18 protein-coding genes are annotated in these 25,851 nt (G+C 62.7%); 13 read left to right on the top strand and 5 right to left on the bottom strand.

The genetic code is table 11. From position 1 onward, the window contains the following. Positions 1-37: 37 nt before the first annotated feature. Positions 38-946, bottom strand: coding sequence for an aliphatic sulfonate ABC transporter substrate-binding protein (locus K288_RS0101820; RefSeq protein WP_244443044.1), 909 nt, complete (start codon positions 944-946; stop codon positions 38-40). Positions 947-1,865: 919 nt separating this feature from the next. Then, a complete protein-coding gene (locus K288_RS54605; RefSeq protein ID WP_244443028.1) occupies positions 1,866-2,270 on the bottom strand; it encodes a DUF1127 domain-containing protein in 405 nt (134 codons plus the stop codon). Positions 2,271-2,541: 271 nt separating this feature from the next. Here K288_RS54605 and K288_RS0101805 point away from each other — a divergent pair, with 271 nt between their 5' ends. Then, a complete protein-coding gene (locus K288_RS0101805; protein WP_027578037.1) occupies positions 2,542-3,657 on the top strand; it encodes a branched-chain amino acid ABC transporter substrate-binding protein in 1,116 nt (371 codons plus the stop codon). Positions 3,658-3,721: 64 nt separating this feature from the next. Here the strand turns inward: K288_RS0101805 and K288_RS0101800 are convergent, their stop codons facing one another. After that, positions 3,722-5,008, bottom strand: a complete 1,287-nt coding sequence (locus K288_RS0101800) for a multidrug effflux MFS transporter (protein WP_084799441.1) — start codon at positions 5,006-5,008, stop codon at positions 3,722-3,724. 374 nt (positions 5,009-5,382) lie between these two features. Here K288_RS0101800 and K288_RS0101795 point away from each other — a divergent pair, with 374 nt between their 5' ends. From K288_RS0101795 to K288_RS0101775, 5 genes are all read left to right on the top strand, one after another. Further along, the gene (locus tag K288_RS0101795) at positions 5,383-6,555 is read left to right on the top strand and encodes a nucleotide disphospho-sugar-binding domain-containing protein (RefSeq protein WP_343207714.1); all 1,173 of its coding nucleotides are present in this window, start codon (positions 5,383-5,385) and stop codon (positions 6,553-6,555) included. Between the two features lie 344 nt (positions 6,556-6,899). Then, on the top strand, positions 6,900-7,991 hold the full coding sequence (locus tag K288_RS44360; protein ID WP_051334295.1) for a phosphotransferase family protein: 1,092 nt from the start codon (positions 6,900-6,902) through the stop codon (positions 7,989-7,991). A gap of 2 nt (positions 7,992-7,993) precedes the next feature. Next, positions 7,994-9,187 (top strand): acyl-CoA dehydrogenase family protein, encoded by a 1,194-nt coding sequence (locus K288_RS0101785; RefSeq protein WP_244443027.1) that lies wholly within the window; start codon positions 7,994-7,996, stop codon positions 9,185-9,187. Between the two features lie 63 nt (positions 9,188-9,250). Beyond that, positions 9,251-10,918 carry an AMP-binding protein gene (locus K288_RS44355; protein WP_084799440.1) on the top strand — a complete coding sequence of 556 codons (1,668 nt, stop codon included), beginning with the start codon at positions 9,251-9,253 and terminating at the stop codon, positions 10,916-10,918. A gap of 5 nt (positions 10,919-10,923) precedes the next feature. Further along, complete coding sequence (locus tag K288_RS0101775; protein WP_027578033.1) at positions 10,924-11,676, top strand: FCD domain-containing protein; 753 nt, start codon at positions 10,924-10,926, stop codon at positions 11,674-11,676. A 12-nt stretch (positions 11,677-11,688) separates the two neighbouring features. Here the strand turns inward: K288_RS0101775 and K288_RS0101770 are convergent, their stop codons facing one another. Further along, positions 11,689-13,200 (bottom strand): porin, encoded by a 1,512-nt coding sequence (locus K288_RS0101770; protein WP_027578032.1) that lies wholly within the window; start codon positions 13,198-13,200, stop codon positions 11,689-11,691. Between the two features lie 370 nt (positions 13,201-13,570). On the opposite strand from K288_RS0101770, the gene K288_RS0101765 reads away from it, so the two are divergent. From K288_RS0101765 to K288_RS0101735, 7 genes are all read left to right on the top strand, one after another. Next, the gene (locus K288_RS0101765; protein WP_051334313.1) at positions 13,571-14,764 is read left to right on the top strand and encodes an efflux RND transporter periplasmic adaptor subunit; all 1,194 of its coding nucleotides are present in this window, start codon (positions 13,571-13,573) and stop codon (positions 14,762-14,764) included. Next, the gene (locus K288_RS0101760) at positions 14,761-17,910 is read left to right on the top strand and encodes a multidrug efflux RND transporter permease subunit (protein ID WP_027578030.1); all 3,150 of its coding nucleotides are present in this window, start codon (positions 14,761-14,763) and stop codon (positions 17,908-17,910) included. Before K288_RS0101765 ends, K288_RS0101760 begins: the two co-directional genes overlap by 4 nt. 380 nt (positions 17,911-18,290) lie before the next feature. After that, positions 18,291-20,552 carry a TonB-dependent siderophore receptor gene (locus tag K288_RS0101755; protein WP_152535344.1) on the top strand — a complete coding sequence of 754 codons (2,262 nt, stop codon included), beginning with the start codon at positions 18,291-18,293 and terminating at the stop codon, positions 20,550-20,552. Between the two features lie 19 nt (positions 20,553-20,571). Continuing rightward, a complete protein-coding gene (locus K288_RS0101750; RefSeq protein WP_027578028.1) occupies positions 20,572-21,723 on the top strand; it encodes a PepSY-associated TM helix domain-containing protein in 1,152 nt (383 codons plus the stop codon). Next, the gene (locus K288_RS0101745) at positions 21,723-21,914 is read left to right on the top strand and encodes a hypothetical protein (protein ID WP_027578027.1); all 192 of its coding nucleotides are present in this window, start codon (positions 21,723-21,725) and stop codon (positions 21,912-21,914) included. Before K288_RS0101750 ends, K288_RS0101745 begins: the two co-directional genes overlap by 1 nt. A gap of 1,103 nt (positions 21,915-23,017) precedes the next feature. After that, entirely contained in the window at positions 23,018-23,593 is a 576-nt protein-coding gene (locus K288_RS0101740) for a Rieske 2Fe-2S domain-containing protein (protein ID WP_043159237.1), read from the top strand. Positions 23,594-23,687: 94 nt separating this feature from the next. Further along, complete coding sequence (locus K288_RS0101735; RefSeq protein ID WP_027578025.1) at positions 23,688-25,415, top strand: methanol/ethanol family PQQ-dependent dehydrogenase; 1,728 nt, start codon at positions 23,688-23,690, stop codon at positions 25,413-25,415. A 122-nt stretch (positions 25,416-25,537) separates the two neighbouring features. Here K288_RS0101735 and K288_RS0101730 read toward each other — a convergent pair whose 3' ends face one another. Beyond that, positions 25,538-25,801: a hypothetical protein gene (locus K288_RS0101730; RefSeq protein WP_027578024.1), complete on the bottom strand. Its 264-nt coding sequence runs from the start codon at positions 25,799-25,801 to the stop codon at positions 25,538-25,540. Positions 25,802-25,851 lie beyond the last annotated feature (50 nt).

Here is a 25,851-nt window from a genome sequence, read left to right as displayed (position 1 = left end):
GCAGCACCTCTCGATCGGCGGGTCCGGATGGCGCTAGTTAGAACCCCTTCGGCGCCCAGATCTTGACGTTGCTGGTATCGACCTTCTTCGGGATCAGCCCCTCGGCGACGAACGCATCCGCGATGCGCTGCTGCTCCGACAGCCCAGCGACGGTGACCGCGCCGACCTTGTAGGAGCGATGGCTGTTGGCTTCTTCCACCGCCGCGGCATCGATGCCCCAGAGGCCGGCGAGAATGGTGGCCGCGTCCTTGGGGTTGGTTTTGACCCATTTGCCGGTCTCGGCAAGTTTGCTGAAGATCACGTTGAGCGCGTCGTCACGACGATCGGCGAACACTGCTGAGGCAACATAATAGCGCTTGTAGCTGGCAAGGCCGTTGCCGCCATCGGAGAGGACGCGCGCGCCGGACTGGCGGCTTGCGCTGGTGAGGAAGGGATCCCAGGCCACCCAGGCATCGACATTGTTGCTGACGAACGCTGCACGGCCGTCGGCCGGCGTCAGATAGGCGGGCGTGATGTCCTTGAAGGTGAGACCGGATTTGGCGAGCGCGGCGAGCAACAGGAAATGGCTGCCGGCGCCTTTCGTCACCGCCACCTTCTTGCCCTTGAGATCAGTCACGGCTTTGACGGGCGAGTCCTTCGGAACCAGGATCGCCTGCGCCGATGGCGATGCGGCTTCTTCAGCGACATAGGCAAGCTTGGCGCCCGCGGCCTGCGCAAAGATCGGCACGGTGTCGGCGACGTCGGCGCCGAAATCGACGCTGCCGACATTGATGGCCTCGAGCAGCGGCAATCCGCTGGTGAATTCGTGCCAGGACACGGTGATGCCGAGCGGCGCGAGCGCCTTCTCCAGTTCACCATTGGTCTTGAGGATCGCGGTGAGCGTGGAAGACTTCTGATATCCGATCCGGATTTCCTCCGAGATCGCAGGCCGCGCCAGCGAGACCATCGCCAGCAAGCCAAGCGCGCCGATGGCGAGCCGGCGCGTGACGGATGTGATCCGGGATGCGGCTGGAATTTGCGGGAGCGGGCGAGGCGAGAACAGCATGTCGTTAGTTCCCAAAATAATGCGTCAATCCAGATCCGGCAGATGAATCCGGGATGTCATTTGCGATTAATCGCGGCTCGCTGGCAATTGCGGAGAAATCGTCCGATGTGGTGCAAAATTCTCCGAGAGCGGAAGTCACGAGAATTGCGTTTCACGTAACGCCCTTTGAGGTCTTCAACTCGCCGCAGGTGAAGCAATTCGTCGAGGGGAAGCGGCCGGCGTTCATCCTGGCCGGGTCAATCGTCAGGGCCACCTGCTTGTTCAGGACGACTTGCGCACGATCGATGTCGGTTCGGTAGCGGTAACCGGAGAGTGCCGCTACCCGATTTCGGCCAGACGAAGCCGATCGACTTCGGCCGCGATGAAGCGTCGGCGCGATTCGCTCCGCTGAGGATTGCTCACGGTCCGTCAACGCCTGCGTTTCGCGTCAAGCGTTTCAGAACAACGCCGGTCGCGTCGCCCTTGTTGTCATCTGCTCTGTTGGCGGAGGAGCCTCGTTGCGGTTCGGCGCACGCAAGAGCGCGATATCGGCTGCCGAGAGTCCGAAGTTCAGGAGTTTCTCGTCAGAGATATTCGTGAGCCATGCGCGTATACGTTGCTTCGCCGGGTCGTTCTGGGCGCGAACCAATCTTCGTACCAGGCTCGAGGTCGGAATCCGATTTCCGCCCGGTTGTGCGGCCGGGATCCATCGCATATGTCTGTGCATCATGGTGGTGCTGTCCTATTTAAACGCAAACCGCCTCAGCGCGTGACCTCGGCGGGCGCATGGCGCCCGACGTTGATCATCAGCGATAGTGGTCTTTGCGCGCTGCGCGATCCGCTAGATTTCGCGCCTGCGGACGGAAGCGATATCGCAGCGGGATAGCCCGATATCGCGCAGCATTCGGTCGTCGAGCTCCCGGAGCTCCGCCATGGCCCGGCGTATCTCCAGCTCGTCGCGCATCTTGGACAGCACGAACATCACCATCGCGCCGATCGAGACGTACCATCGCCGAACCTCTGGCGCCTGTTGCGTCTGTGTCGGGTAATCCGCGCGAACCGCCGCCTCTTGACCGGACTGTCGATCCGGCTGAGCTAGGTCTCGCCACGGCAGTAAGATCTGCGCCTTGTCATAATTGGAGTCATAATTGGACGATCGTTCCAGCGCGGCGCGTCGATCATTGCGGTATGGCGCGCGACTCCGCGACTGGGGTCGAGTATTGAGCAGTTGTTCTGTGTACAGCATCGATATCTCCCGGAAAATATCAAGCTGCAGGACTCTGACGCGTCCATGTTTCCGGAGCATTCCGACGGCGGAAAATATGGCTACGGCCGTAACACCGCGCCGTGGCTGCTTTCCTGGTTAGTCACGGATCACAGAGGTTGCGCCACCTCCTCTCGATGGAGCCGGCGCCCTTGGAAAAAAATGCAGGGGACATCGCGCCGATGTGAGCCGACCATGCTATGAAGAATTCGGCGTAGTCGCCGTCTCTCTAAACAACACCAAGGACTTTCGCATGAAAGTGGTCAAGCTCTTCGGTCTTATACTAGGTATGTCACTTGTGCTGTCCTCTGCAGCGCTGGCCCAGGACATCAGGGTGGCGGTGGCCTCATCGATCACCGGCGGCGAAGCTGCGTTCGGGCGCCAGTTCCAGAATGGCGCCGAGCAGGCAGTGGCCGATATCAATGCCGCCGGCGGTCTCCTCAACAGGAAGCTTGTGCTTGATGTCAACGACGACGCCTGCGACCCCAAGCAGGCGCGCTCGGTCGCCGAGAAAATCGCCAGTGCAAAAATTCCGTTCGTCGCCGGTCATTACTGCTCGTCGTCGTCGATCCCGGCGTCGGAAGCCTATGCCGACGGCAACGTGCTGCAGATCTCGCCGGGCTCGACCAATCCGATGCTCACGGAGCGCAAGCTGTCGAACGTGTTCAGGGTGTGCGGCCGGGACGACCAGCAAGGGGTGGTCGCCGCGAACTATATTGCCAAGAATTACGCCGGCAAGAACATCGCGATTCTCAACGATAAGACGACCTACGGCAAAGGAATCGCCGAGGAAACCAAAAAGGCGCTCAACAAGGCCGGCGTGACCGAGAAGATGTTCGAGTCCTATAATAAGGGCGATAAGGATTTCAATTCCATCGTGTCGCGGCTCAAGCGCGACAACATCGATCTGGTCTACGTCGGCGGTTATCATCCGGAAGCAGGCCTGATCCTGCGTCAGATGCGGGATCAGGGCCTGAAGACGGTGCTGATGGCGGGTGACTCGATCAACGACCGGGAATTCGCCTCGATCGCCGGTCCCCTTGCAGAAGGCACGCTGTTCACGTTCGGTCCCGACCCACGTGAAAAGCCGACCGCAAGAGCGATCGTCGAGAAGTTCAAGGCCAAGAACATCGATCCGGAGGGGTATACGCTCTACACCTATGCGGCATTCCAGGTATGGTCGCAGGCAGTGGCGAAGGCTGGAACGACCGACGCGAAGAAGGTGAGCGATACCATCAAGGCTGGTGAATGGGACACCGTGCTCGGCAAGCTAGCCTTCGACTCGAAGGGGGACATCAAGGCGATCGATTATGTCGTCTACAAGTGGGACGCCAAGGGCGGCTATGCACAGGTCGACAAGGGGCTGTAAGGTAGCCCGATGTCAAAGGGCCAACGGGCGAGCTTCGCTCGTTGGCCCTTTTTGGATGCCCGTCTCAAGACGACATCAGGGCCTGTTGCCTGACTCGCCCGATTGCCATGGTCAAGAACAGCAGTGCGAGGAGGGAGAAGAATTCCATCACGCCGGCCATCGAAAGTGCCGTCCGGCCGTCGAAGAGAACAGCCGTAAGCGCGCTGGTCACTGAGCCTGATATCATCACAAAGCTGTTGGTTGCGGCGCTGACGGTGCCCGCCATTTCCGGCAGCTGCTGCAGCGCTCCCTGCATGAGGCCTGGCGCCGCAAGTCCTCCGCTGAATGTGAGCATGACGAATAGCAGGATAACGATGGGGGTTGGCGTCCAGTTGAGCAGTGTCATGGCCAGCAGGACCGACGATGTAAGCACCTGGATGGTAAATCCGATCGACAAGGAATAATGTGAAGGGACGCCACGCGCGTTGAGTCGGCCGTCGACGAACGCTCCAGCCATTCCGGCGAATGCAGTCAGTCCGAATATGATTCCGTATTGAGTTGAGCTCAGCCCCGCGACCTGGACAAGGAAAAGCGCCGATCCGGTCGCATAGGCGGCGAGAACTCCGAAGGATGCCGCGGCGGCAAAGAGATATGCGCGACAGGTCGGATGCGACAGGACGGAGCGATAATCTCCGACAAGCGCCAGGAGGCTGAAGCGGGCCGTCGGCCGCGGCTTCCGGCCGTAATCAGGACCAAAGCGCAGGCCTATCAGCAAGAGAATCCCGAGCGCCGCAAGGCTTGCATAGATCGCGCGCCAGCTCGTGAGCTGGAGCAGGGCCGCTCCGACCATCGGCGCGGCGATCGGGGAGACGTATATAGCCATGACGATGTTCGACAGTTTTTGGCGGACGACGCTATCGTCGAACGTGTCACGGGCGATCGCGATCGCGAGGGTCATGGCTGCCGCGCCGATCCCTTGGATGATGCGAAACGCGATCAACACCGGTAGCGACGGCGCCAGCGCGCATCCGACCGAGGCAATGACGAAGATGATGGAGCCGAGCGCGACCACCGGTTGGCGACCGTATCGATCGGACAGTGGTCCGAACGCCAGCGGCGCAAGGCCGAAGCTGATCATGTAACTGCTGATCGTCAGGCCGGCGCTATGTACAGGAACCGCTAGGGAAGTGGCCGTGTCCGCAAGGGCCGGCAACGCCATGTCGGTGCCGAAGCCCGGAAGCGTGGCCATCAAACCGAGCAGACAGGTGAATGCGATCGAGTCCGTTTTGCCTGGAGGCACCGTCATTTGGATTGAGCTTGTCGGAGGGTTTGTTGTCCGCTGAGCGGTTGATCGAGGCATCTCGATCGACATTGTCACCGGAATATTGCGCGCGGATTTCAGTTGGCACCTGCTCTGTTACTTCCGTAATCGAAGGCTGTTTCGACGGGGATTTGTTGCGGATGTAACGCGTTCGTCTGCTCCGGTGACCTAACCGTAACAGCGATCGAACAATAATGACGCGCGCGCTTGGCGCCGTCACAGCCGACGGGCCATCAGTAAGCTCGGTTGCTCAACGGAGACCATTCATGAAGGCGCTTCTCGTCTCGTCCCCGATGATGGGGCATCTCCATCCGGTATTGGGTGTCGGGCGGATACTGATCGCCGACGGTTGGGAGGTCATGGGCCTGACATCGAGCTATCTGCGAAACCGCGTCGAAGCGATCGGCGCCACATTCCGCAGTTTCGTGCCGGCGGCCGACATCGATACGCGAAACGCCGCCGAGTTATTTCCTGAAATCAGGAGAGCAGCGCCCGGCGCACAGCAGCTGCGGCTGATCCTGGAGCAGGGTTTTGCCGATTTCATGCTGCCTCAATATGAGAGCATCGAGACCGTCATGCGGGAGTTTCCTCCGGACATCATCATCGGCGATCATCTCATGCTGGGTGTGTTGCCGATGCTGCTCGGTCCTCGCGCGCAGCGGCCGCCCGTCGCCTTGCTTGGAACGACTTATCTTCTGTCACGTCGAGATGACGGCGCCCCGAACGATGCAGGCATTCCGCCCGCGCGCAACGACCAGCAACAAAGGGAGTATGCCGCGCTCTTCCAAACCTACGAACAATCGGTATTTGGTCCGGCAGGACGATGCGTGAACGAGTACCTGGCCCAGATCGGGAGCAGGCCGCTGCGATTGAATCTATATGACGCGATGGTGGAGCTGCCAGATATCTATCTGCAGCTGACGGTGCCGCGGTTCGAGCTGTCGCGTCGCCGGCTGCCGGGTTCGGTACACTTCGTCGGCCCGCTGCCGATCACGCCGAACCAGGCGCCAGTGCCCTCATGGGCCTACGAATTGGATGGGTCACGCAAAGTCGTCCTTGTCACCCAGGGCACGTTGACCAATAACGACTTCAGCGAACTGGTCCTGCCGACGGTGCAGGCGCTGGCCAACGAGCCGGATGTTCTCGTCATGGTCACGACCGGCGGACGTTCGATCGATGCGCTCAGCGGCACGCTGCCTGGAAATGTGCGGGTTGCCCAGTATCTCCCGTTCGAGTGGGCATTGTCCAAAGCCGATGCATTCGTCACGAATGGCGGCTACGGCAGTGTCAATCAAGCCCTGAGTTATGGCGTTCCCATCGTCGTGGCGGGAACGGGAGGCGACCGCGGCGATGTCAGCGTCCGCATCGCCTGGTCGGGAGTGGGCATCAATCTGGCGACCAGCGCACCCACCGCAGAGCAATTGCGCCCCGCCGTACGTTCGGTGCTGGATGATCCGAAATATCGCGAGCGCGCGGCTTCGTTGGCGGACGACATTCGCAAGATCGATACCGCAGCGGAGATCCGCCGGATTCTTCGAGAACCGATCGCGACATCCTCTCAGGATCGCCCACGCGCCAAGAAGGCCGCGCGGCGCTAACGCTGCGAGCCACCACCACATAGAGATTATCGGTGTTGGCCGGACCGCGCGCGCTGGCCGATCAGGCGCGCATGAGTCCAACAACGCTCGCGCGACGCTTCCGGATCGAAACCACGCCTACGAATTGTCCGACAAAACAAGGAACGGAGCGGTTCAAACGTCCTTCGAAAAATACTGAGCAATTACAAATTATTATGGGCTAGTCGTATCGCCGTTATTGAATTTGCTCTCTACCCGGTTGCAAGTCTGGGAGCATTGGCGCTAATTTTGGTCCGACAATAATGGTCCTCGCGCCGTTCGACCGGCGGTAAGGCGAGGACCCCAATTTGGGGAGGCCAGGGCGCGTGCCGACTGATCCGTCGCCACCCGAAAATCCGGGGCTGTTGTCGGCCGCGGAGACCGCGCCGTCCGACTGGGATCGCCTTGCGCGCTACCTGGAAGCGCACGGCATGAGCGTCGATCTGGCGCAGCCGATCCGGCAGTTTGCCGGCGGCCTCGCCAATCGCAACTATCTCCTCATCGTCAACGGCGCGCCGACCGTCCTGCGTCGTCCGCCGGACGGCGATCTGCCGCCGGGTGCTCACGACATGGCGCGCGAGCATCGCATCCTGTCGCGGCTTGCCGATGCGCTTCCGTTCATCGCAAGAGGGCTGCATTACTGCGGCGACCGCGGCGTCATCGGCGTTCCCTTCCAACTGATCGAATATCGCGCCGGGCTCGTCATCCGCGGCGCGGATCTGTCGCCGCTGCAGCGACGCGCGGATGCGCCGGAAGTTCTCTCGGAGATGATGGTGGCGACGCTGGCCGCGCTGCACGGGGTCGATGCGCGCGCGGTTGGACTTGAGGATCTCGGCCGCCCCGAGGGTTTCATCGCCCGCGCGATTGCCGGCTGGTCGAAACGCGGCGCGCTGGTTACTGAGGACGGCGCGTTGCGAGGTCTGCTGCAGGACATCTCGCAGTGGCTGTCGCGGCAGACATTCCGCGAGCGGGGGCCGACGCTGCTGCATTGCGATTTCAAGCTCGACAATCTGATCCTGAATCCGCAGAGCCGCTCGCCGGTCGCGCTGGTCGACTGGGACATGGGCACGCGGGGCGATCCGCTGTTCGATCTGGCGACCCTGCTGAGCTACTGGGCACAGCCGGACGATCCGCCGGCGCTGCAGCGTCTGCAGCAAATGCCGACCACTCATCCCGGATTCTGGCGCCGTGCCGAGGTCGCGCGGCGTTATGCCGACCTGACCGGTCTTGACATCGACGACCTGCCGGCGATGCGCGTGCTCGCGCTGTTCAAGCTCGGGATCGTGTTCCTGCAGCTGCACCGGCAATGGGTCAATGGCGCGGTGAAGGACAATCGCTATGCCGACTTCGCCCGTCTTGGCGAAGACATTCTACTGGTCGCGCGCGATGCCATGACCGGAACTGAGCGAGGAAACTGACGATGCATCAACTCGACATGAACTTTTCGCTGCCGCCGCGCGTGTCCGAACTCGCCGATCGCGTCAAAGCCTTCGTCAACGAAACGGTGGTCCCGTTCGAGAAGGACAAGCGCTGGACGTCCCATGGACCGACCGACGCGTTGCGGCGCGAGCTCAACGCCCTCGCGCGCAAGGCCGGCGTATTCGCGCCGCACGCGCCGGCCGAATATGGCGGCCAGCATCTGTCGCACATCGGCCGCGCCGCCGTGTTCACCGCTGCCGGCTATTCGATGCTGGGTCCCGTCGCCCTGCATTGCGCCGCGCCCGATGAGGGCAACATCCATCTCCTCGATGTCGTGGCACGGCCGGACCAGCGTGAGCGCTATTTGAAGCCGCTCGCGACCGGAGACGTCCGCTCCTGCTTCTGCATGACGGAGCCTGCTCCCGGCGCAGGCTCCGATCCCGGCCAGTTGCAGACGACAGCGCGGCGCGACGGCAATGACTGGGTCATCGACGGCGAGAAATGGCTGATCACCGGCGCCGAGGGCGCCGCATTTGCGATCATCATGGCGAAGACAAGCGGCGCAGGAATGGAGGGGGCCGCGACCATGTTCCTCGCCGACATGTCCGATCCCGCCATCACGATCGAGCGCACGCTCGACACCATCGATTCCAGCTTTGTCGGCGGGCACGCGGTGGTCCGCTTCAACGGCCTCCGCCTGCCTGCCGACGCCGTGCTCGGCGAGATCGGACAGGGTTTTCGCCACGCCCAGGTTCGCCTCGCGCCGGCTCGCCTGACCCATTGCATGCGCTGGCTCGGCGCCGCGATCCGCGCCCAGGACATTGCAACCGAGTACGCGCGGCGTCGCACCGCGTTTGGCAAGCCGCTCGGCGAGCACGAGGGCGTTTCCTTCATGCTGGCCGACAACGCAATGGACATCCACCAGGCGCAGCTGACGATCTGGCATACGGCGTGGCTGCTCGACAAAGGCGAGCGGGCCTCGACCGAAAGCTCGATGGCCAAGGTGATCTGCTCGGAAGCGATCGCGCGCGTCGCCGACCGTGCGCTGCAGATCCTCGGCGGGCTCGGCACCACGCGTGACACTGTGGTGGAGCGGTTCTATCGCGACGTCCGCGCCTTCCGCATCTATGACGGCCCGTCGGAAGTGCATCGCTGGGCGATCGGGCGGCGGATCGTGACGCACGGCGCGAGATAGGCGGCAGCAGCCGCCGCCGCAGAACAGAACAACAAGCGCAAAACGCGCGAACAGGAGGAAACGATGCGCGATATCTGGTCACCACCCAATGTGCCTGCGGTTGAAGGCTATGAAAGCCTGTGCGCCAATTTCCGCTGGCAGGTGCCAGAGACCTTCAATTTCGGCACCGACATCATCGACCGCCGCGCCCGCGAGCAGGACGGTCCGGCGCTGATCTGGGAGAACGCCGCGGGCGAGACGCGACGCTACAGCTATTCCGATCTGTCGCTGCTATCGAACCGGCTCGCGAATGTGCTGCGGGCGAACGGCGTGGAGAAGGGCGATCGCGTCATCATCATGCTGCCGCGGCTGGCGGAATGGTTCATCGCGCTGATTGCGGCGATGAAGATCGGCGCAGTGCCGATCCCGTGCATCGAGATGCTGACGGCGCGCGATATCGAATATCGCGTCGCCAATGCTGAGGCCAAGGCGACGATCTGCCGTCCGGAGCAGACGGCGAAGTTTGCGTCGGTGGAGAAGCTGATCCCGGTGAGGATCGCGCTGGGCGAGGCGGCGGGCTGGCTCGATTGGGACAGCGAAATGGCGCGCGCTTCGGAGACGATCGAGCCGGCGATCGTCCGCGCCGAAGATCCGGCGATCATGTATTACACGTCCGGCTCGACCGGCCATCCGAAGGCCGTGGTCCATGCGGCGCGCGCGATCTATGCGTGGCGGGTCTCGGCGATCTACTGGCTCGACCTGCGTCCCGGCGAGGTGATCTGGTGCACGGCCGACACCGGCTGGAGCAAGGCGGGTACGAGCATCATCTTCGGGCCGCTGAGCTGCGGCGCCTGTTCGTTCTTCTTCGACGGCCCCTTTGTGCCGAAGGATCGGCTCGAGTTCCTGCGCAAGCACCATGTCACCGTCTACTGTGCGCCCGGCACGGAGCTGTCGCGGGTCGTCGGCGAAGTCCGCGCGCGCAGCGATCTCGGCCGGCTGCGCCGCGTCGTCACCGCAGGCGAAGCCATGAACCCCGTCGTAGCCGAGCGCTGGGAAGCGGCAACCGGCATCCGCATCGATGAAGCCTATGGGCAGACCGAAGCCCTGATGGTGGCGCTGAACTATCCAAACGAGCCGGTCCGTTACGGCTCGATGGGACGTCCGTCGCCGGGCTCCGACCTTGATGTGATCGACGCTGATGGCAACCGCTTGCCGCCGGGGCAGGAGGGTGACCTCGCGCTGAAGATGCCAAACCCGCAACTCATGCTCGGCTACTCGAAGGATGCGGAGCGCACCGCGGCCTGCTTCATCGACGGTCCCGATGGGCGCTGGTTTCTGACCAGCGATCGCGCGGAGAAGGATGCCGACGGCTATCTCTGGTACCGCGGACGTTCGGACGATGTGATCAATTCAGCCGGCTATCGCATCGGCCCGATCGAGGTCGAGAACGCGCTGGCGGAGCATCCGGCGGTGCAGATGTGCGCGGTGGTCGGTAGTCCCGACACCGAACGCGGCGAGATCGTGAAGGCGTTCGTCGTGCTGCGGCAGGGCCATGCGGCCTCGCTGGAACTGACGCGCGAACTGCAGGACCACGTCAAGTCGGTCACCGCGCCTTATAAATATCCGCGCGCGATCGCGTACATCGCCGAGCTGCCGATGACGATCACCGGCAAGATCCGCCGCCGCGAATTGCGCGACCGCGAGTTCGCGCGCCCGGCATCGTCGTCATCCAGAACGTCAAGCGTGGTCTGACCAAGATGTCCCTAGCAGACCACAACAGCGCGCAAGAGCGAAACGAGCCGGTCTACCGGCTGGTGGTGCGCAGCATCGAAGCCAAGATCATGTCGGGCGAGTGGGCCGTCGGCGACCGGGTGCCGGCGGAGACCGCGCTGGCCGCGGGCTTTGGTGTCCACCGCTCGACGGTGCGGGAAGCGATCCGCGTGCTGGAGCAGAATGGCCTGGTCCGCCGTCACGACGGTGGCAAGCTGCTCTATGTCACCGCGCCTCGCGAAGCCGACATTTCCGAGAAGGTGACGGCGGCGATCGTGCTGCAGGAGATCAGCTTCTTCGAGCTCTGGGAAAGCATGCGGTGTTTCGAGCCGGTGCTGGCCGAGTGCGCCGCGATGCGGATCGACGACGACATGCTGGCCGCGCTCAGGGCGAATGTCGACAAGACCAGGACGGCGCTCGAGGACAAGCAGAGCCTCGTTGCGCTCGACATCGAGTTTCATCAGATCATCGCGCGTGCCTCGCGCAACCGCGCCCTGCAGCTCAGCCGCGAGCCGATGAGCCAGCTGTTCTATCCGGCTTTCCTCAAGGTGTTCTCCCGCCTGAATGCGGGCGAGCGCCTGCTGTTCGCCCATGAGAAGATCCTGCAGGCGCTCAGCGATCGCAATCCCGCCGAGGCGCGGTCCTGGATGGACAAGCACATCGTCGATTTCCGTCGCGGCTATGAGCTTGCCAATTTCGATATCGAGGCGCCTGTAGGCTGGTCGCAGCGATCCGCGTAGGTCGCGTCAATCTCAAAAGCGGAAGCGCAACCCGGCCGTCGTGGCGACGTTGCTATGCTCGAAGAAGCCGAAGCCCAGTCCGCCGTTGACCTGCGTGAACATCACGCCGACATAGGTATCCCATTTCGGCGCAAACTTCCAATCGACCGCGGCAGAAATTGCGTCGAACGTCCCGGCGCATTGCGGGTGTTCGCTAGAGGAGCAGAAGGTGCGACCTGTGGCGGCAGTGCCGAAGAAGGAATCCTGGATGTAGTGATAATAGGCGCCGATCACGTCCACATCGTCGGTTACGGAGTATTTCGCGCCGGCCCACATGACCTGAAAGGTCTTGTTGCCGAGCCCGTTCACGCCGAACGCGACATTGCTGATATTCGTGCTGTTGAAGGCATCGCAGCCCTGGCAAAGGAAGTTTCCTGCGATGTCGGTGAAGGCAACCTGCGCATTGCTCGGCGGCTCGTATCGAATGTATTCGTAACCGGCGTACAGCTTCAGTGACTTGGTCGTGTATCTCGCCACGAACATCGCGGCGGTGTTGTCGGAGATCGTCGCCGTCAGGGTCTGCGGCAGGAACGGGGCGATCGGCGCTCCGAACGCGTTGTTTGCGTTTGCTCCCGACGCCAGCGCGAGCGATACGGAATTCTTGACGTGGCTGTAGATCGCATCGACCGAGAGCACGTCGTTGCCGCGGATCGGAATGTCGCCGCCGAGCTGGAATTGATAGGCGCCGGTGGAGGCATTGTTCTCGTCATAACCGCCGAACTGCCACAGCGCCGCGGCACGGAAGTGGTTGAAGTTGTACCGGTACTTCACCGACGTCGAGTGTCTGCAATTCTCGGTGTTGCCGCCGCCGCAGGTTATGCCCTGGAAGCCGATCGCCGAGAAACCGTAGGAGGCGCCGAACGGATCGTAATCGAACACGGCATCGAGCGTCAGCGAGTTCTGCCGGAAAACCGTCAGCGTGCCATAGGTGGGAGAACTGACGCCGACGTAACCCTGGCCGTTGTACCATTGCCCCGCGCGGCTTGAATCCGAGTAAGCGGTTTGCAGGTTTTGTGGGACGCCATTGTTCGCAGCGATCGCTCCCGGCCCGTTCGAGAATCGCAGCGAATACGGGTCGAAGCCGGCATCGAGGTCAAAGACGAAAGAAAAGTCCTCGCCGATCGGCCTGGTTCCTTTGATGCCGATGGTCGAATTGCTCAGCGCGTTGGGCGCAAGGGTCCATGTCGCCAACCGGTTCTGTTTCTGGATCAGGTAGGACGCCCCGACCGCCGATCGCGGATCGAACGACGCACCGTGGCTTTGCCAGCCGAAGCCGGTGTCGATGATGCCGAAGACCGTGATGCCTTCCCAGGTGAGCTGGCAGTTGGTCGTCACGAAGTCCGCGGCGTCGGTGCATGGACGCGGCGTCGTGGACGAGGCCTGCGGCGCCTTGGTCGGCGTCACGTCCGCCGCCCATGCGTCTGATGCGCCCGAGGCGCCGACGACTGCAAGAAGGAATGCCGCGCAGATCCCGAGCTTCGCCATCAGAAAGCTCCCAGCGACCGGCCCCACAGCGCTTGGCCAACCTTGGCTTGCTGGCCGATCGTGCTGCAAGCAACATTCAACAAGTTGTGCAGCGCCCAACGAAAAAAGTCTGTTCCCGTAGCGGCAGCGCCACACTTCGCTACCAGCGAACCCGCCCGGGCCGGATCCGTCCTCCGTCATCACATTTTGGTGCGACGCAGAGATCTGGCCTCAGAGACAGCATCGATCTCGCATTGCTATACGTTGATACCGTTGGCTTTCCTGCTGCGGGTGCTATTGATCCGGATCAAACGGGACAAAGGCGCGAACAGTGAATTTTGCAGGGATAGCAATGGGCCGGCTCCTCGGAGCCGTCGCGTTGGGAGCCGCCATGTTCGGTGCGCTTGCAGCCGCCGAGGCTCAGCAGGCCGCGGGACCTCCCGCCGTCGGCATCATCGAGGCGGTCAAGCGGCCCGTCACCCAGTCCAATGAGTTCCTGGGGCGTATCGAGGCCACCAATCGCGTCAACGTGGTCGCCCGCGTCACCGCCTTCCTGGAGAAGCGGAACTTCGTCGAGGGCGCCGAGGTCAAGACCGGCGATATGCTCTACGAGCTCGAGCGCGGCCCGTTCGAGGCCGATCTTGAATCCAAGACGGCGCAGGTCGCGCAATTGCAGGCAACCCTCGTCAACGCCAAGCTGACGACCGGCCGCGCCAAGGCCTTGCTCGGCGGCCCGGCCGGCCAGCAATCCACCTATGATGCCGCGCTTGCGAACGAACAGAGCCTGGAAGCGCAGGTGCAGGCCGCCCAGGCGCAAGTGGACCTCTCCAAGATCAATCTGGACTACACCCAGATCCGCTCGCCGATCGACGGCAAGATCGGCCGCACGGCGGTCACCGAGGGCAACGTCGTCAGTCCGAGTTCGGGAGTGCTCACGACCATCGTGAGCCAGGACCCGATGTACGTCACCTTCCCGGTCTCGGTGCGCGAAGGTCTCACGCTGCGCGACCGCTACGCGGCGCTGGGCGGGTTCAGGGCGGTGGTGATCAGGGTCCGTCTGCCCGACGGCAAGCTCTATGACCAGGTCGGCCAGCTCAACTTCGTCAACAACACGATCGCGCAGAATACCGACACCATCACGCTGCGCGGCACGATCCCCAATCCCATCCTGCCTCATCTGTCGTCGGCAGACGACGTCACGGTGCGCCAGCTCACCGACAATGAGTTCGTCACCGTCCTGCTCGAGGGCGTGCAGCCGGTCGAGGTGGTGGCGATTCCGCGCTCAGCCGTGCTGTCGGATCAGCAGGGCGACTATGTGTTCGTGCTCGGGGCCGACAACAAGGCGGAGCAGCGACGGATCGTCCTCGGACAGTCGACCGCGACCATCGCCTCGGTGACCTCTGGGCTTTCGGTCGGAGAGAAGGTGATCGCTGAAGGAATGCAGCGGGTGCGGCCCGGCCAGCCCGTGGCGCCGGGACCGGCGAGCGCGCTGATCCAGTCGAGCCTGAAGGAAACGGCGGAAAACACCGACCCGCCCCGGGGCAGCGGTGCGATTGGTCCGAAGCCTGCAGGCACCAGCCCATGATCTCCGCCGTCTTCGTCGATCGGCCGCGGCTTGCCATCGTCATCGCGCTGGTCATCACCATCGCGGGCGCGCTGGCGCTGCTGCAAATCCCTGTGGCGCAGTTTCCGGACATCGTGCCGCCGCAAGTCACCGTCACCGCCAACTTCCCGGGTGCCTCTGCCGAGGTGGTGGAATCGAGCGTCGCGCAGCCGCTCGAAGCCCAGGTCGTCGGCGTCGACAAGATGCTCTACATGAAGTCGACCAGCGGCAATGACGGCAGCTACACACTGACCGTCTCGTTCGCGCTCGGCACCAATCCGGACATCAACACCGTCAACGTCAACAACCGCGTCCAGAGCGCGCTCGCACAACTGCCGACCGAGGTGCAGGCGCAAGGCCTGGTCGTGCAGAAGAAATCTTCGGCCGTGCTGCAGTTCATCGTGCTGTACAGCAAGAGCGGCCAGCAGGATCCGCTGTTCATCACCAACTACGCCATCATCAACGTGCTCGATGCCATCTCGCGCACGCCGGGCGTCGGGCAGGCGACGCTGTTCGCGAAGCTGAACTACTCGATGCGGATCTGGTTCGATACGCAGCGGCTCACCAGCCTCAATCTGGCGCCGTCGGATGTGATCGCGGCGATCCGTGCGCAAAGCGTGCAGGCCCCGGTCGGCCGCATCGGCGCCCGTCCGATCGCCGAGGACCAGCAGTTCCAGTTCAACGTGCAGACGCAAGGGCGGCTCACGACGTCGACCCAGTTCGGCAATATCGTGCTGCGCGCCAATCCGGACGGTTCCGTGCTCCGGATCAGCGACGTCGCCCGGGTCGAGATCGGCGCCCAGAACATGGACAGCGAGTCCCGGATCGACGGTCAGCCCGGCGTGCCGATCGGCATCTATCTCGCGCCGGGCGCCAATGCGGTGACCACCGCCGCCGCGGTGCAGTCCACGCTCACCAGATTGTCGCAACGGTTTCCTCCGGGCCTGACCTATCTGGTGCAGTACGACTCCACGACCTTCGTCTCCGACACCATCAAGGAAGTGCTGAAGACGCTGGGCGAAGCCTTCGTGCTGGTCGTGATCGTCGTGTTCCTGTTCCTCGGCAACCTGCGCGCCACGGTGATCCCGGCGGTCGCGGTGCCGGTCAGCCTGATCGGCACCTTCGCGGTTCTTCTGATCCTCGGCTATTCCGCCAACACCGTGTCGCTGCTTGCGATGGTGCTTGCCATCGGCATCGTGGTCGACGACGCCATCGTCGTGGTCGAGAACGTCGAACGCGTGATGGAGAGCGAGCCCGAGCTGTCGCCGGCGGAGGCCACCAAGAAGGCGATGGCGCAGATCACCGCGCCGATCATCGCGATTTCGCTGGTGCTGTTGTCGGTGTTCGTGCCGATTGCGTTTATCCCCGGCATCTCCGGAACCCTGTTCCGCCAGTTCGCGGTGACGATCAGCGCGGCAATGGTGATCTCGGCGCTGAACGCGCTGACGCTGTCGCCCGCGCTCTGTGCTGTGTTCCTGCGGCATACCGGGCCGCGCCGCGGCATCATGGGGGGCGTGCTCGGCGGCATCGACTGGGTCCGTGACCGCTATGCCGGCATCGTGCGCCGGCTGGTACGGGTGGCGATATTGTCGCTGGTGGCGGTGCTGGTGTTTGCCGGCGGCGTCCTCGGCGTGTCGCGAATAACTCCGACGGGATTCCTGCCCGAGGAAGACCAGGGCGCCTTCTTCATCTCGGTGCAATTGCCTGACGGCGCGTCGGTATCGCGCACCAGCCAGGTGACCAAGCAGGTCGAGGCGCTCCTGAAGAACATGCCCCAGGTCGAGCACGTGCTCTCGATCATCGGCTTCTCGCTGCTTGACGGCGCCAGCGAGCCGAACTCGGCCTTCATGGTGGCGCGCATGAAGCCGTTCGCCGATCGGCAGGCCGCCGCGGATTCGGTGCAGGCGACGATCCGGCGGATGTTTGCAGAGGGCGCGCAGATACGGCAGGCCAATATCCTGCCGTTCAACCTGCCGCCGATCATCGGGCTTTCGACCTCCGGCGGCTTCGAATATCAGCTCGACGCTCTGGAGGGGCAGGATCCGGCGGCGCTCGGCAGCGTGATGACCGGCCTGATCAATGCGGCCAACCGCGACCCGCGATTGGCGCGCGTGTTCTCGACCTTCACCGCGACCAACCCGTCGATCTATCTCGACATCGACCGCGCCAAGGCACAGGCACTCGGGCTGAACATGGCCGACGTGTTCACCGCGCTGCAGGCGACGCTGGGCGGCATCTACGTCAACAACTTCAACCTGTTCGGCCGCACCTGGCAGGTCAATGTGGAGGGTGAGGCTGCCAATCGCGGCGACATTTCCGACATCTGGCAGATCTATGTCCGCAACAGCACCGGCGACATGGTGCCGATGCGCTCGATCGCGAGCTTGAGGATCGTCACCGGACCGCAGGTCATCACCCGCTACAACAACTACCGCTCGGTCACCATCAACGGCAGCCCGGCGCCGGGCGTCTCGTCTGGAACGGCGATCGCCGCGATGGAGGAACTCTCGGCGTCGACACTGCCCGCGGGTTACTCGTACGAATGGACCGGCACCGCCTATCAGGAGCAGGCGGCGTCCGGGCAGACCGGCATCATCCTCGCGCTTGCGGTGCTGTTCGCCTATCTGTTCCTGGTCGCGCTCTACGAGAGCTGGACGATTCCGATCCCGGTCCTGCTGTCGGTCGCGGTCGGCGTGCTCGGCTCGTACACGGCGATCAAGGTTGCGGGGTTGAACCTCGATCTCTACGGCCAGATCGGCCTCGTGGTCTTGATCGCGCTTGCCGCCAAGAACGGCATCCTGATCGTCGAGTTCGCCAAGGAGCAGCGCGAGGGCGGATTGCCGATCGCGCAAGCTGCCGAACTCGGCGCGCAGATGCGGTTCCGCGCGGTGATGATGACCTCGATCGCCTTCATCCTCGGCCTGGTGCCGCTCGTGGTGGCGACGGGCGCCGCGGAGATCAGCCGCAGGGCGGTTGGCACCGCGGTGTTCGGCGGCATGCTCGCCGCAAGCTCGATCGGCATCTTCCTCGTGCCGATGCTGTACGTCACCTTCCAGCGCTGGCGCGAAGTGGCGAAGCGCCGTTTCGGCAAGGCCGACGAGAAAGCGCATTCACCTCCAGCGGCGTGAGCGGGCGCTATCACCTCTCTCGGTTCCGGGGCGATGCGAAGCATCGAGCCCGGAATCCATTTCGCCTCTTGCGCCTGTGGCCCGATGGATTCGCTGATGTGCAATTGCACACATAGTTCGCGCTGACGCGCGCCCCGGAATGACGATGGGGTATAATCGTAGGGTGACTAGCCGAGCCCGGATTCCGGCGGCTCCTACAATTCTGGAATTTTTCTAAGAGAGCTTCTAGAAAAACTTCACGCCTGCACGCTTTTCAGCGCGACGCTCGACCGGTAGGGCTGCCCCTTAATCAATCAAGCGGGGGCGCGAAATTGGTAATTCTTGTTGGTGGCACCAGAACATCATTCACTGTTTTGGTGGGGGTCGCACTGGCAAGCTGCGTGACAGTGGCGAAAGCACAGACGGCGGCACCGTCTCGAGGTGAAGGGGCATCGCTGCCTCCTGTTACCGTCGATGCGCCGAAGCAGCGCACGCAATCACGGGCTGCGACGACCCGCGCGACGCGTTCGGCACGCTCGGCGCGACCCACGACCGCGCCGGGACGCGGCACTGAGACGGCGCGCACCGAGACGTCGGCCAGCAAGGGCACGTTCCAGCAAGGCAACGGCCCGATCCAGGGCTATGTCGCGCATCGCAGCTTGGTCGGCACCAAGACCAACACCTCGCTATTGGAAACGCCGCAGTCGATCTCGGTGATCGGCCGCGAGCAGATGCGCGACCAGAACGCTCAATCCGTGGTGCAGGCGTTGTCGTACACGCCGGGCGTCACCACCAACAGCCCGAACGACACGCGCTTTGAATCGCTTCGTATCCGCGGCTTTCAGCCGGTGCTTTATCTCGACGGGATGCAGCTTCCGTACGGCGCCAGCCAGTTCGGTCAGCCCAAGATCGACGTGAACCTGCTCGAGCGGATCGAAGTGCTGAGAGGTCCTTCGTCCTCGCTCTATGGACAGGTCGCCCCTGGCGGCATGATCAACCTGGTGAGCCGCCTGCCAACCGCCACGCCGCTCAACTCGATCGAATTCCTCGCCAACAGCTGGGGCCGCGCGCAAGCGAATTTCGATATCGGCGGCGTCGTCCCCAAGAGCGCCTTCTCCACGGGCGACTTCTATTATCGCCTCGTAGGCACCGTGCATGGCGGAGGAACCCAGGTCGATTTCGTCGATGACTATCGTGGCGCGATCGCGCCGTCCTTCACCTGGAAGCCCGACCTCGACACCACTTTCACGTTCCTGAGCGGCTACCAGCGCGACGTCACCGGTCTTGCCCTACAGTTCTTCCCTTCGGCCGGCACGCTGCTGCCGAATCCGAATGGCCGCGTGCCACTGACCAAGTTCCTTGGCGAGCCCGCCTTCGATCGTTTCGACCGCACACAATATTGGGCCGGCTATCAATTCGAGCATTCGTTCAACGAGACATGGACAGTGCGGCAGAACCTTCGTTACTTCGGCCTCGAGACCGACACCTACGCGGTCGCGGGCGGCGGCGCGCTTGGCATCACGGCCTTGCAGCCGAATTTGCGTACGCTGAATCGGGGCGTGTTCTCGTTCCCGGAAAATGCCAATGCCTTCACGGTGGACAACCAAGCCGAAGCGCGCTTTGCGACCGGTCCGTTTGCGCATACCCTGCTGTTCGGGGTCGACTACCGTCGTATCAACAGCGAACTGGACATGCGTGTCGGCAATGCGCCGCCGATCAATCTCTACAACACGGTCTACGGTGCGCCGATCGCCTTTCCGGCGACCAGGACCAACTACAGCGGTCAACGGCAGGACCAGACCGGCGTCTATATGCAGGACCAGATCGCGCTCGGCGGATGGCGCCTGACCCTTAGTGGACGGCACGACTGGGTCAGCACCGACACGCTCAATTTCCTGCGCAACACCAGGCAGAGCCAGGATGACTCCGCGCTCACCGGGCGGGTCGGACTGAACTACATCTTCGATTCCGGCGTCGCGCCGTACATCGCCTATGGAACGTCGTTCCAGCCGACCCTCGGCGTGACGCAGGCCCAGACGCCTTTCCAGCCGACCACCGCGGAACAGGTCGAGATCGGCGTCAAGTATGCGCCTCCCGGCACCAACATGCTGGTGACTGCGGCGTTGTTCGACATCACCCAGGAGAACATCACGACGCCGGATCCCAGCAATCCGCTGTTCAACGTGCAAACCGGCGCAGCGCGCTCGCGCGGCGGTGAGCTCGAGGTGACCGCGACCCTCACCGAGGGACTAAATCTGGTGGGGTCCTACTCTTATACCGACACTGAAGTCACCAAGACCAACATTGCAAACCAGCTTGGCAAGCAGCTCATCATCCAGCCGATCAACCAGGCGGCGCTGTGGGTCGACTATACAGTCCAACAGGGCCAGCTCGCTGGCTTCGGGCTCGGCGGCGGCGTGCGTTACATCGGCGACTCCTATGGCGATGCCGCGAACACGATCCCGATTCCGGGTTACACGCTGCTCGACGCTACCATTCACTACGACCTTTCCTACCTCGATCCGAAGCTGCGCGGCGTGAAGCTCGCCGTCAATGCCCAAAACCTCTTCGACAAGTACTACGTCTCATGGTGCAATAGCCTGAACTCGTGCTTCCTCGGATCCGGGCGGGTCGTGACCGGAAGCGTTCGCTATACCTGGTGATATCGACGGAGCGCTGCTCATGACGCCGCGGACGGTTCGCATCTGGAAGGACGTGCACAAGTGGACGAGCCTCGTCTGCACGCTGTTCCTGTTCATCCTGTGCCTGACCGGATTGCCGCTGATCTTCCATGAGGAGATCGATCGCATGCTGGGCGCCACGGCGGCGCCCGACAGCATTGCTGCTGATGCGCCGATGATCAGCCTCGATCGGGTGATCGAGATCGGCCGCGCGGAGCGGCCGAACGAGGCGATTACGTTTGCCGTGCCTGATGACGACGATCCGGTATGGCATCTGTTCTTTGCCGCGGCGATCAACTCGCCAAAGGTCGCAGCGGTGATGACGATCGATGGTCGCACCGGGCGCATCTTGCGGGTTGGCGACAGCACCCGCAGCCCGATCGTCAAGTTCATCACCGACCTGCACACCGATCTGTTCCTTGGCGAAAAGGGCATGTTGTTTCTCGGCGCCATCGGCCTCTGCTTCGTCGCGGCAATCGTCTCGGGCATCGTCGTCTATGGACCATTCATGCGGCGCCTGGATTTCGGGACGATGCGTCCCCGTGCCCGACGGCTCTACTGGCTCGACATGCATAATCTGGCCGGCGTCGTTCTGACCGCCTGGATGCTGGTGGTAGGGCTGACGGGGTCCATCAACACGCTGGCCCAGCAGATCGCGCGGCACTGGCAGCGGACGGAGTTGGTGGAGATGATCGCACCGTGGCGCAATGCGCCGGCGCCGGCGAATCCGAGCTCAGTCCAGAAGGCGATGGAGACGGCGCTTGCTTCCGCACCCGGGATGGAGGTCTCGTCGATCGCGATGCCGGGCTCGCTGTTCGCTGGCGGCCATCATTACGGCGTGTTTCTCCATGGCAACACGCCGCTGACGTCGAAACTGATCATGCCGGTCATGATCAATGCAGCCGATGGGACGTTTTCGGAGAGCCGGGAGCTCCCGTGGTACGCCAAGGTGCTGTTCGTTTCCAAGCCGCTGCATTTCGGTGACTATGGCGGCCTGCCGCTCAAGATCATCTGGGGCTTGCTGGATATCCTGACGCTGATCGTGCTCGGCAGCGGTCTGTATCTGTGGGTCGCGCGCTGGCGCACCGCGCCATCATGGAAAGCCGCCGCGCGGGCGCCCGGCTTGGCCGCTCAGGTTCCGGAGCGCCTCTGATGATCAACGTCCGCCGCTCGGCAACGCAGATCTTTCTGTTCCCGGCGATCATCGCTGTGATCGTCGCTTTCGGACTGGTGTCGGCCTTGCTCGGCGACGGCATCTGGGACACGACGTCATGGATCGCGCTCGCAGTCCCGCTCGCCGTCACCGCGTTCTTCGCCTGCAGGAAGCGCCCCGCAAATTCGTAAGGGCGGATTAGCATTCGCCCGCCACGCCCCACCGCCGTCATTGCGAGCGCAGCGAAGCAATCCATATCTCCGCCTGCCGCGCTATGGATTGCTTCGCTCCGCTCGCAATGACGATGCGGTTGCTTTGGGTGCGACAAATCAACCCGACGGGCAAATCACCAAAAGTCTGTCCAGCCGTCGCGCGAAAAACATTCTGCTTCCGTCGTCGGGCAAATCAGTGATTTAACTCCGCGCGTCTCACGGCGGATGAGGGGCGGGTCGCGATCGTCACGAACGTTGCGGTGAGGTGCGGTGGACGCGATGGGTGTGACTGACGAGCACGCGCATCACGGACGGCGAAGTCGTGTGGTCCTGGCGCCCCGACGCTGGCGCTAAGTTTTTCGCGCGAACAAGTTCGCGCTTGAGATGACGGTGGCAAGAAAGCCCGGTCACCGGGGAGAGCACGAAGTAAGCCGTAAACCATCGCGCAGGGAAAGCCGGAATGCTTCGGTTGAACCTGTGGTCCTACCCCCGTGCTTTTTGTTGCACGGGACCCACGGGTGCAACCAGCACCCGGCTTTCCCTGCGCCCTCTGATTTCGAGGAGGGTGGAAAGGTACGCAAAGCTCGGGCGCAAAGCGCCGCGAGAACGCGAACGCATATCCGCTGTTTGAATCAGACGTAGGATGGGTAGAGCGAAGCGAAACCCATCATTCGCGCAGCTTGCTCCATCGTGATGGGTTTCGCTTCGCTCTACCCATCCTACGGAACTGCTGTTTTGAATCAGAATTTCCCTTCGCACCCAACCGCGAGCGAGATGTGTTAGCGGGCTATTACAATTGAAGCTGTCGCCCGCATCCGCATCGCACACGTTCCTTGGCGCGCCGCACAAATTCAGCAACGTCGGACCTGATCCGCAAAATCATCATTCATGCGTTGACGCTCGCGCGTGATGTGATGAGAGTTTGAGCATCGCGGTTGCTGCCAACAACGAACGGCGAGAGAAAAACGACTCGCTTCGACAGAGTCATTGCTTGCCTTGTTTTTGGCAGAGTTCCGGCGCTCATTTGCACCGGGTCTGAATTCAAGCTCGGTGTTACACTTCAACCCAAGATGGAACTCGAGATGCACCATCCAGACCAGACACGTCGTTCGCTACTGAAGGTTCTTGCCACCGGCGCCTGCGTTGCGGCCACGGGGCCTGCTGCGGCGCAAGAGGATCAGCCCGGCAGCAGCGATCGACCGAAGAAGGGCGACTTCCTCGTTCTCTCCGAAGGAGAACGCGCCGGCCAGGTGATCAAGTCCGACGACCTCAAGCCCGGCGGCCCGCCGGTGCGCGCCTGGCCGAAGGATCCCGGCACATCGGTGGTCCGCAAAGGTTCGCGTTTGAACGAAGTGCTCGTCGTCAGGCTAAATCCCGATGAACTCGATGATGACACACGCGCGCGTTCGGCCGACGGCATCGTTGCCTATTCGCTGATCTGTGCGCATGCCGGATGTCCTACCACCGGCTGGGTGAAGGCGGCCGAAGGCGACCAGAAGGTCCTCAAGTGCTTCTGCCACAATTCCGAATATGACCCGCGGCACGGCGCGGAAGTCGTGTTCGGGCCGGCGACCCGCCGTCTGGCGGCGCTTCCGTTGGCTCTCACTGACGGTTCGCTCACCGTGTCTGCGGCGTTCGTAGGAAAGGTAGGTGCCTGAGGCAAAGCACCAAGCAACGCGGTCGAATTTTATTTATGCAACCAAGAGTTGCGAAAGATCGTAGATGAAAAACAAAGCAGGGAGGTAGCAGCTAATGACCACGAAACAATGGTTTCTTACGAGTGCAGCGGCGTTCGCGTGCCTTGTCTCAACAGCCGCGGTGGCTGGCCCGGTCGAGAACTACAGTCCGGTGACCTCGGCGCGTCTCGAAAATCCCGAGCCAGGCAACTGGATGCTGTATCGGCGGACCTATGACGGGCAGGGCTATAGCCCGCTCGAGCAGATCAACACCTCGAACGTCAAGAGCCTGACGCCGGCATGGACCTTCTCCACGGGCGTGATCGAAGGCCACGAAGCGCCACCGATCGTCAACAACGGCGTGATGTTCGTTGCGACCCCGATGGGGCAGGTGATCGCGCTCAACGCCAAGACCGGCGACGAATATTGGCGCTACAAGCGGCAGCTTCCGGACGATCTGTTCCAGTTGCATCCGACCAGCCGCGGCGTTGGCCTGTGGCAGGACAAGCTCTATCTCGCGACGACGGATGACCATGTGGTCGCGCTCGATGCCAAGACCGGCAAAGTGGTCTGGGATACCAAGGTGCAGGACTACAAGAAGGGCCAGTACATGACCCTGATGCCGCTCGTCGTCGACGGCAAGGTCATCGTCGGTGGCTCCGGCGGCGAGTTCGGCGTTCGCGGTTATGTCGTCGCCTATGACGCCAACAACGGCAAGGAATTGTGGCGCACCTTCACCATTCCCGCTCCCGGTGAGCCCGGCAGCGAGACATGGAGCGGGGACGACTGGAAGACCGGCGGCGGATCGGCCTGGATGACCGGCAATTACGACAAGGACACCAAGACGGTCTATTGGGGAGTCGGCAACGCCGCACCATGGCCCGGCTCGGCGCATGCCGGTGACAATCTCTACACCAGTTCCGTGCTGGCGCTCGATCCGGACACCGGCAAGATCAAGAACCACTTCCAGTATCACCAGAACGATTCCTGGGACTGGGACGAGGTCGAAGCGCCGATCCTGGTCAACCTGGAACGGGAAGGCCGTCCGTTCAAGGCGCTCATCCACCCCGGACGCGATGCGATCTTCTGGGTCCTGGAAGCGAAGCCCGATCGCATCAACTATGTGACCGGCTGGCCGTTCGTGCATACCAATGTCTGGAAGGGCATCGAGAAGGAGACCGGCAGGCCGATCGTCGATCCCGAGCACAAGCCGGTGCTCGGCAAGCGCGTCGAGTTCTGCCCGTCGCTGTGGGGCGGCAAGGACTGGCCGTCGGCGGCCTATAGCCAGAAGACCAAGCTCGTCTACGTTCCCGCCAACGAGAATTTCTGCGGCGGCTTCACCGGCGAGAAAACACCGCTGGTTCCCGGCCAGCTCTGGCTCGGCACCAAGCCGGAGGACATCGGTCTGACGGTGCGCCCGGGCGCCACTCACATGGGCGAGCTGCAGGCCTGGGATCCGGCCACTGGCAAGAAGGTCTGGTCGCACAACTTCCCGAAATCGCAACTGTTCGGTTCGGTGTTGGCGACCGCGGGCGATCTGGTCTTTGCCGGAGGCACCAACGATCGCAACTTCCGCGCTTTCGATGCCAAGAGCGGTGAGCTGCTGTGGGAGCAGAAGACCAATTCCGGCATCATGGGCATGCCGATGTCCTATGAGGTCGACGGCACGCAATATATCGCGATCCAGTCGGGCTGGGGCGTCGATGCGCAGCGCATCCAGGATGCCTTGGCCACTCAGAATGTCGGCGTGGAGAACAACGTGCCCCAAGGCGGCGTCATCTGGGTGTTCGCGGTCAAGAAATAGCGCGTGGCGGAGCGGGGTGACAAAGCGGCGGACCGAAAGGTCCGCCGTTCTTCGTTAGAGCGTTTTCGAGCGAAGTGGATATCGGCTCGCGTGAAGAAAACGCGTCAAGACAAGAATCTGGATCATTTGCCTTTGTTATCGACCTTCGCCTTCTCGTCCTCGTTCATCTTCTTGATCGTCGGATCGCGGCTGGCTTCGCCCGTGGTCTGGTTGGTGGTGGCGGGCGGGGCGTTGTTCGGCAGGGAATTCTGCTCTGCGGGCGTCTTTGCGGGCCGCGTGGCAGTCGCGGGTGGTGACGTGTTCGTTTGTGCGTTCGCCGCCTGTACACTCAAAAGAAAGGCGCCCGCCAGTAGAGACACTGCGAGCGCCGGGAAGTTGTGTTTCATCGATCTGTCTCCTCTCCAGATCGATGAAACGGTTGGTGCGAGCTTGCGTT

Origin of the sequence: Bradyrhizobium sp. Ai1a-2, from assembly GCF_000426245.1 — a bacterium.
Taxonomy (GTDB): Bacteria; Pseudomonadota; Alphaproteobacteria; order Rhizobiales; family Xanthobacteraceae; genus Bradyrhizobium.
This window is presented reverse-complemented; position numbering and strand designations above follow the sequence as displayed.

What these genes read in the sequence shown, in the direction of transcription:
- K288_RS0101820 (WP_244443044.1), bottom strand. Translation starts at nt 946, where the DNA reads ATGGTCTCGCTGGCGCGGCCTGCGATCTCGGAGGAAATCCGGATCGGA.
- K288_RS54605 (WP_244443028.1), bottom strand. Translation starts at nt 2,270, where the DNA reads ATGCTGTACACAGAACAACTGCTCAATACTCGACCCCAGTCGCGGAGT.
- K288_RS0101805 (WP_027578037.1), top strand. Translation starts at nt 2,542, where the DNA reads ATGAAAGTGGTCAAGCTCTTCGGTCTTATACTAGGTATGTCACTTGTG.
- K288_RS0101800 (WP_084799441.1), bottom strand. Translation starts at nt 5,008, where the DNA reads ATGTCGATCGAGATGCCTCGATCAACCGCTCAGCGGACAACAAACCCT.
- K288_RS0101785 (WP_244443027.1), top strand. Translation starts at nt 7,994, where the DNA reads ATGCATCAACTCGACATGAACTTTTCGCTGCCGCCGCGCGTGTCCGAA.
- K288_RS44355 (WP_084799440.1), top strand. Translation starts at nt 9,251, where the DNA reads ATGCGCGATATCTGGTCACCACCCAATGTGCCTGCGGTTGAAGGCTAT.
- K288_RS0101775 (WP_027578033.1), top strand. Translation starts at nt 10,924, where the DNA reads ATGTCCCTAGCAGACCACAACAGCGCGCAAGAGCGAAACGAGCCGGTC.
- K288_RS0101770 (WP_027578032.1), bottom strand. Translation starts at nt 13,200, where the DNA reads ATGGCGAAGCTCGGGATCTGCGCGGCATTCCTTCTTGCAGTCGTCGGC.
- K288_RS0101765 (WP_051334313.1), top strand. Translation starts at nt 13,571, where the DNA reads ATGTTCGGTGCGCTTGCAGCCGCCGAGGCTCAGCAGGCCGCGGGACCT.
- K288_RS0101760 (WP_027578030.1), top strand. Translation starts at nt 14,761, where the DNA reads ATGATCTCCGCCGTCTTCGTCGATCGGCCGCGGCTTGCCATCGTCATC.
- K288_RS0101750 (WP_027578028.1), top strand. Translation starts at nt 20,572, where the DNA reads ATGACGCCGCGGACGGTTCGCATCTGGAAGGACGTGCACAAGTGGACG.
- K288_RS0101745 (WP_027578027.1), top strand. Translation starts at nt 21,723, where the DNA reads ATGATCAACGTCCGCCGCTCGGCAACGCAGATCTTTCTGTTCCCGGCG.
- K288_RS0101740 (WP_043159237.1), top strand. Translation starts at nt 23,018, where the DNA reads ATGCACCATCCAGACCAGACACGTCGTTCGCTACTGAAGGTTCTTGCC.
- K288_RS0101735 (WP_027578025.1), top strand. Translation starts at nt 23,688, where the DNA reads ATGACCACGAAACAATGGTTTCTTACGAGTGCAGCGGCGTTCGCGTGC.
- K288_RS0101730 (WP_027578024.1), bottom strand. Translation starts at nt 25,801, where the DNA reads ATGAAACACAACTTCCCGGCGCTCGCAGTGTCTCTACTGGCGGGCGCC.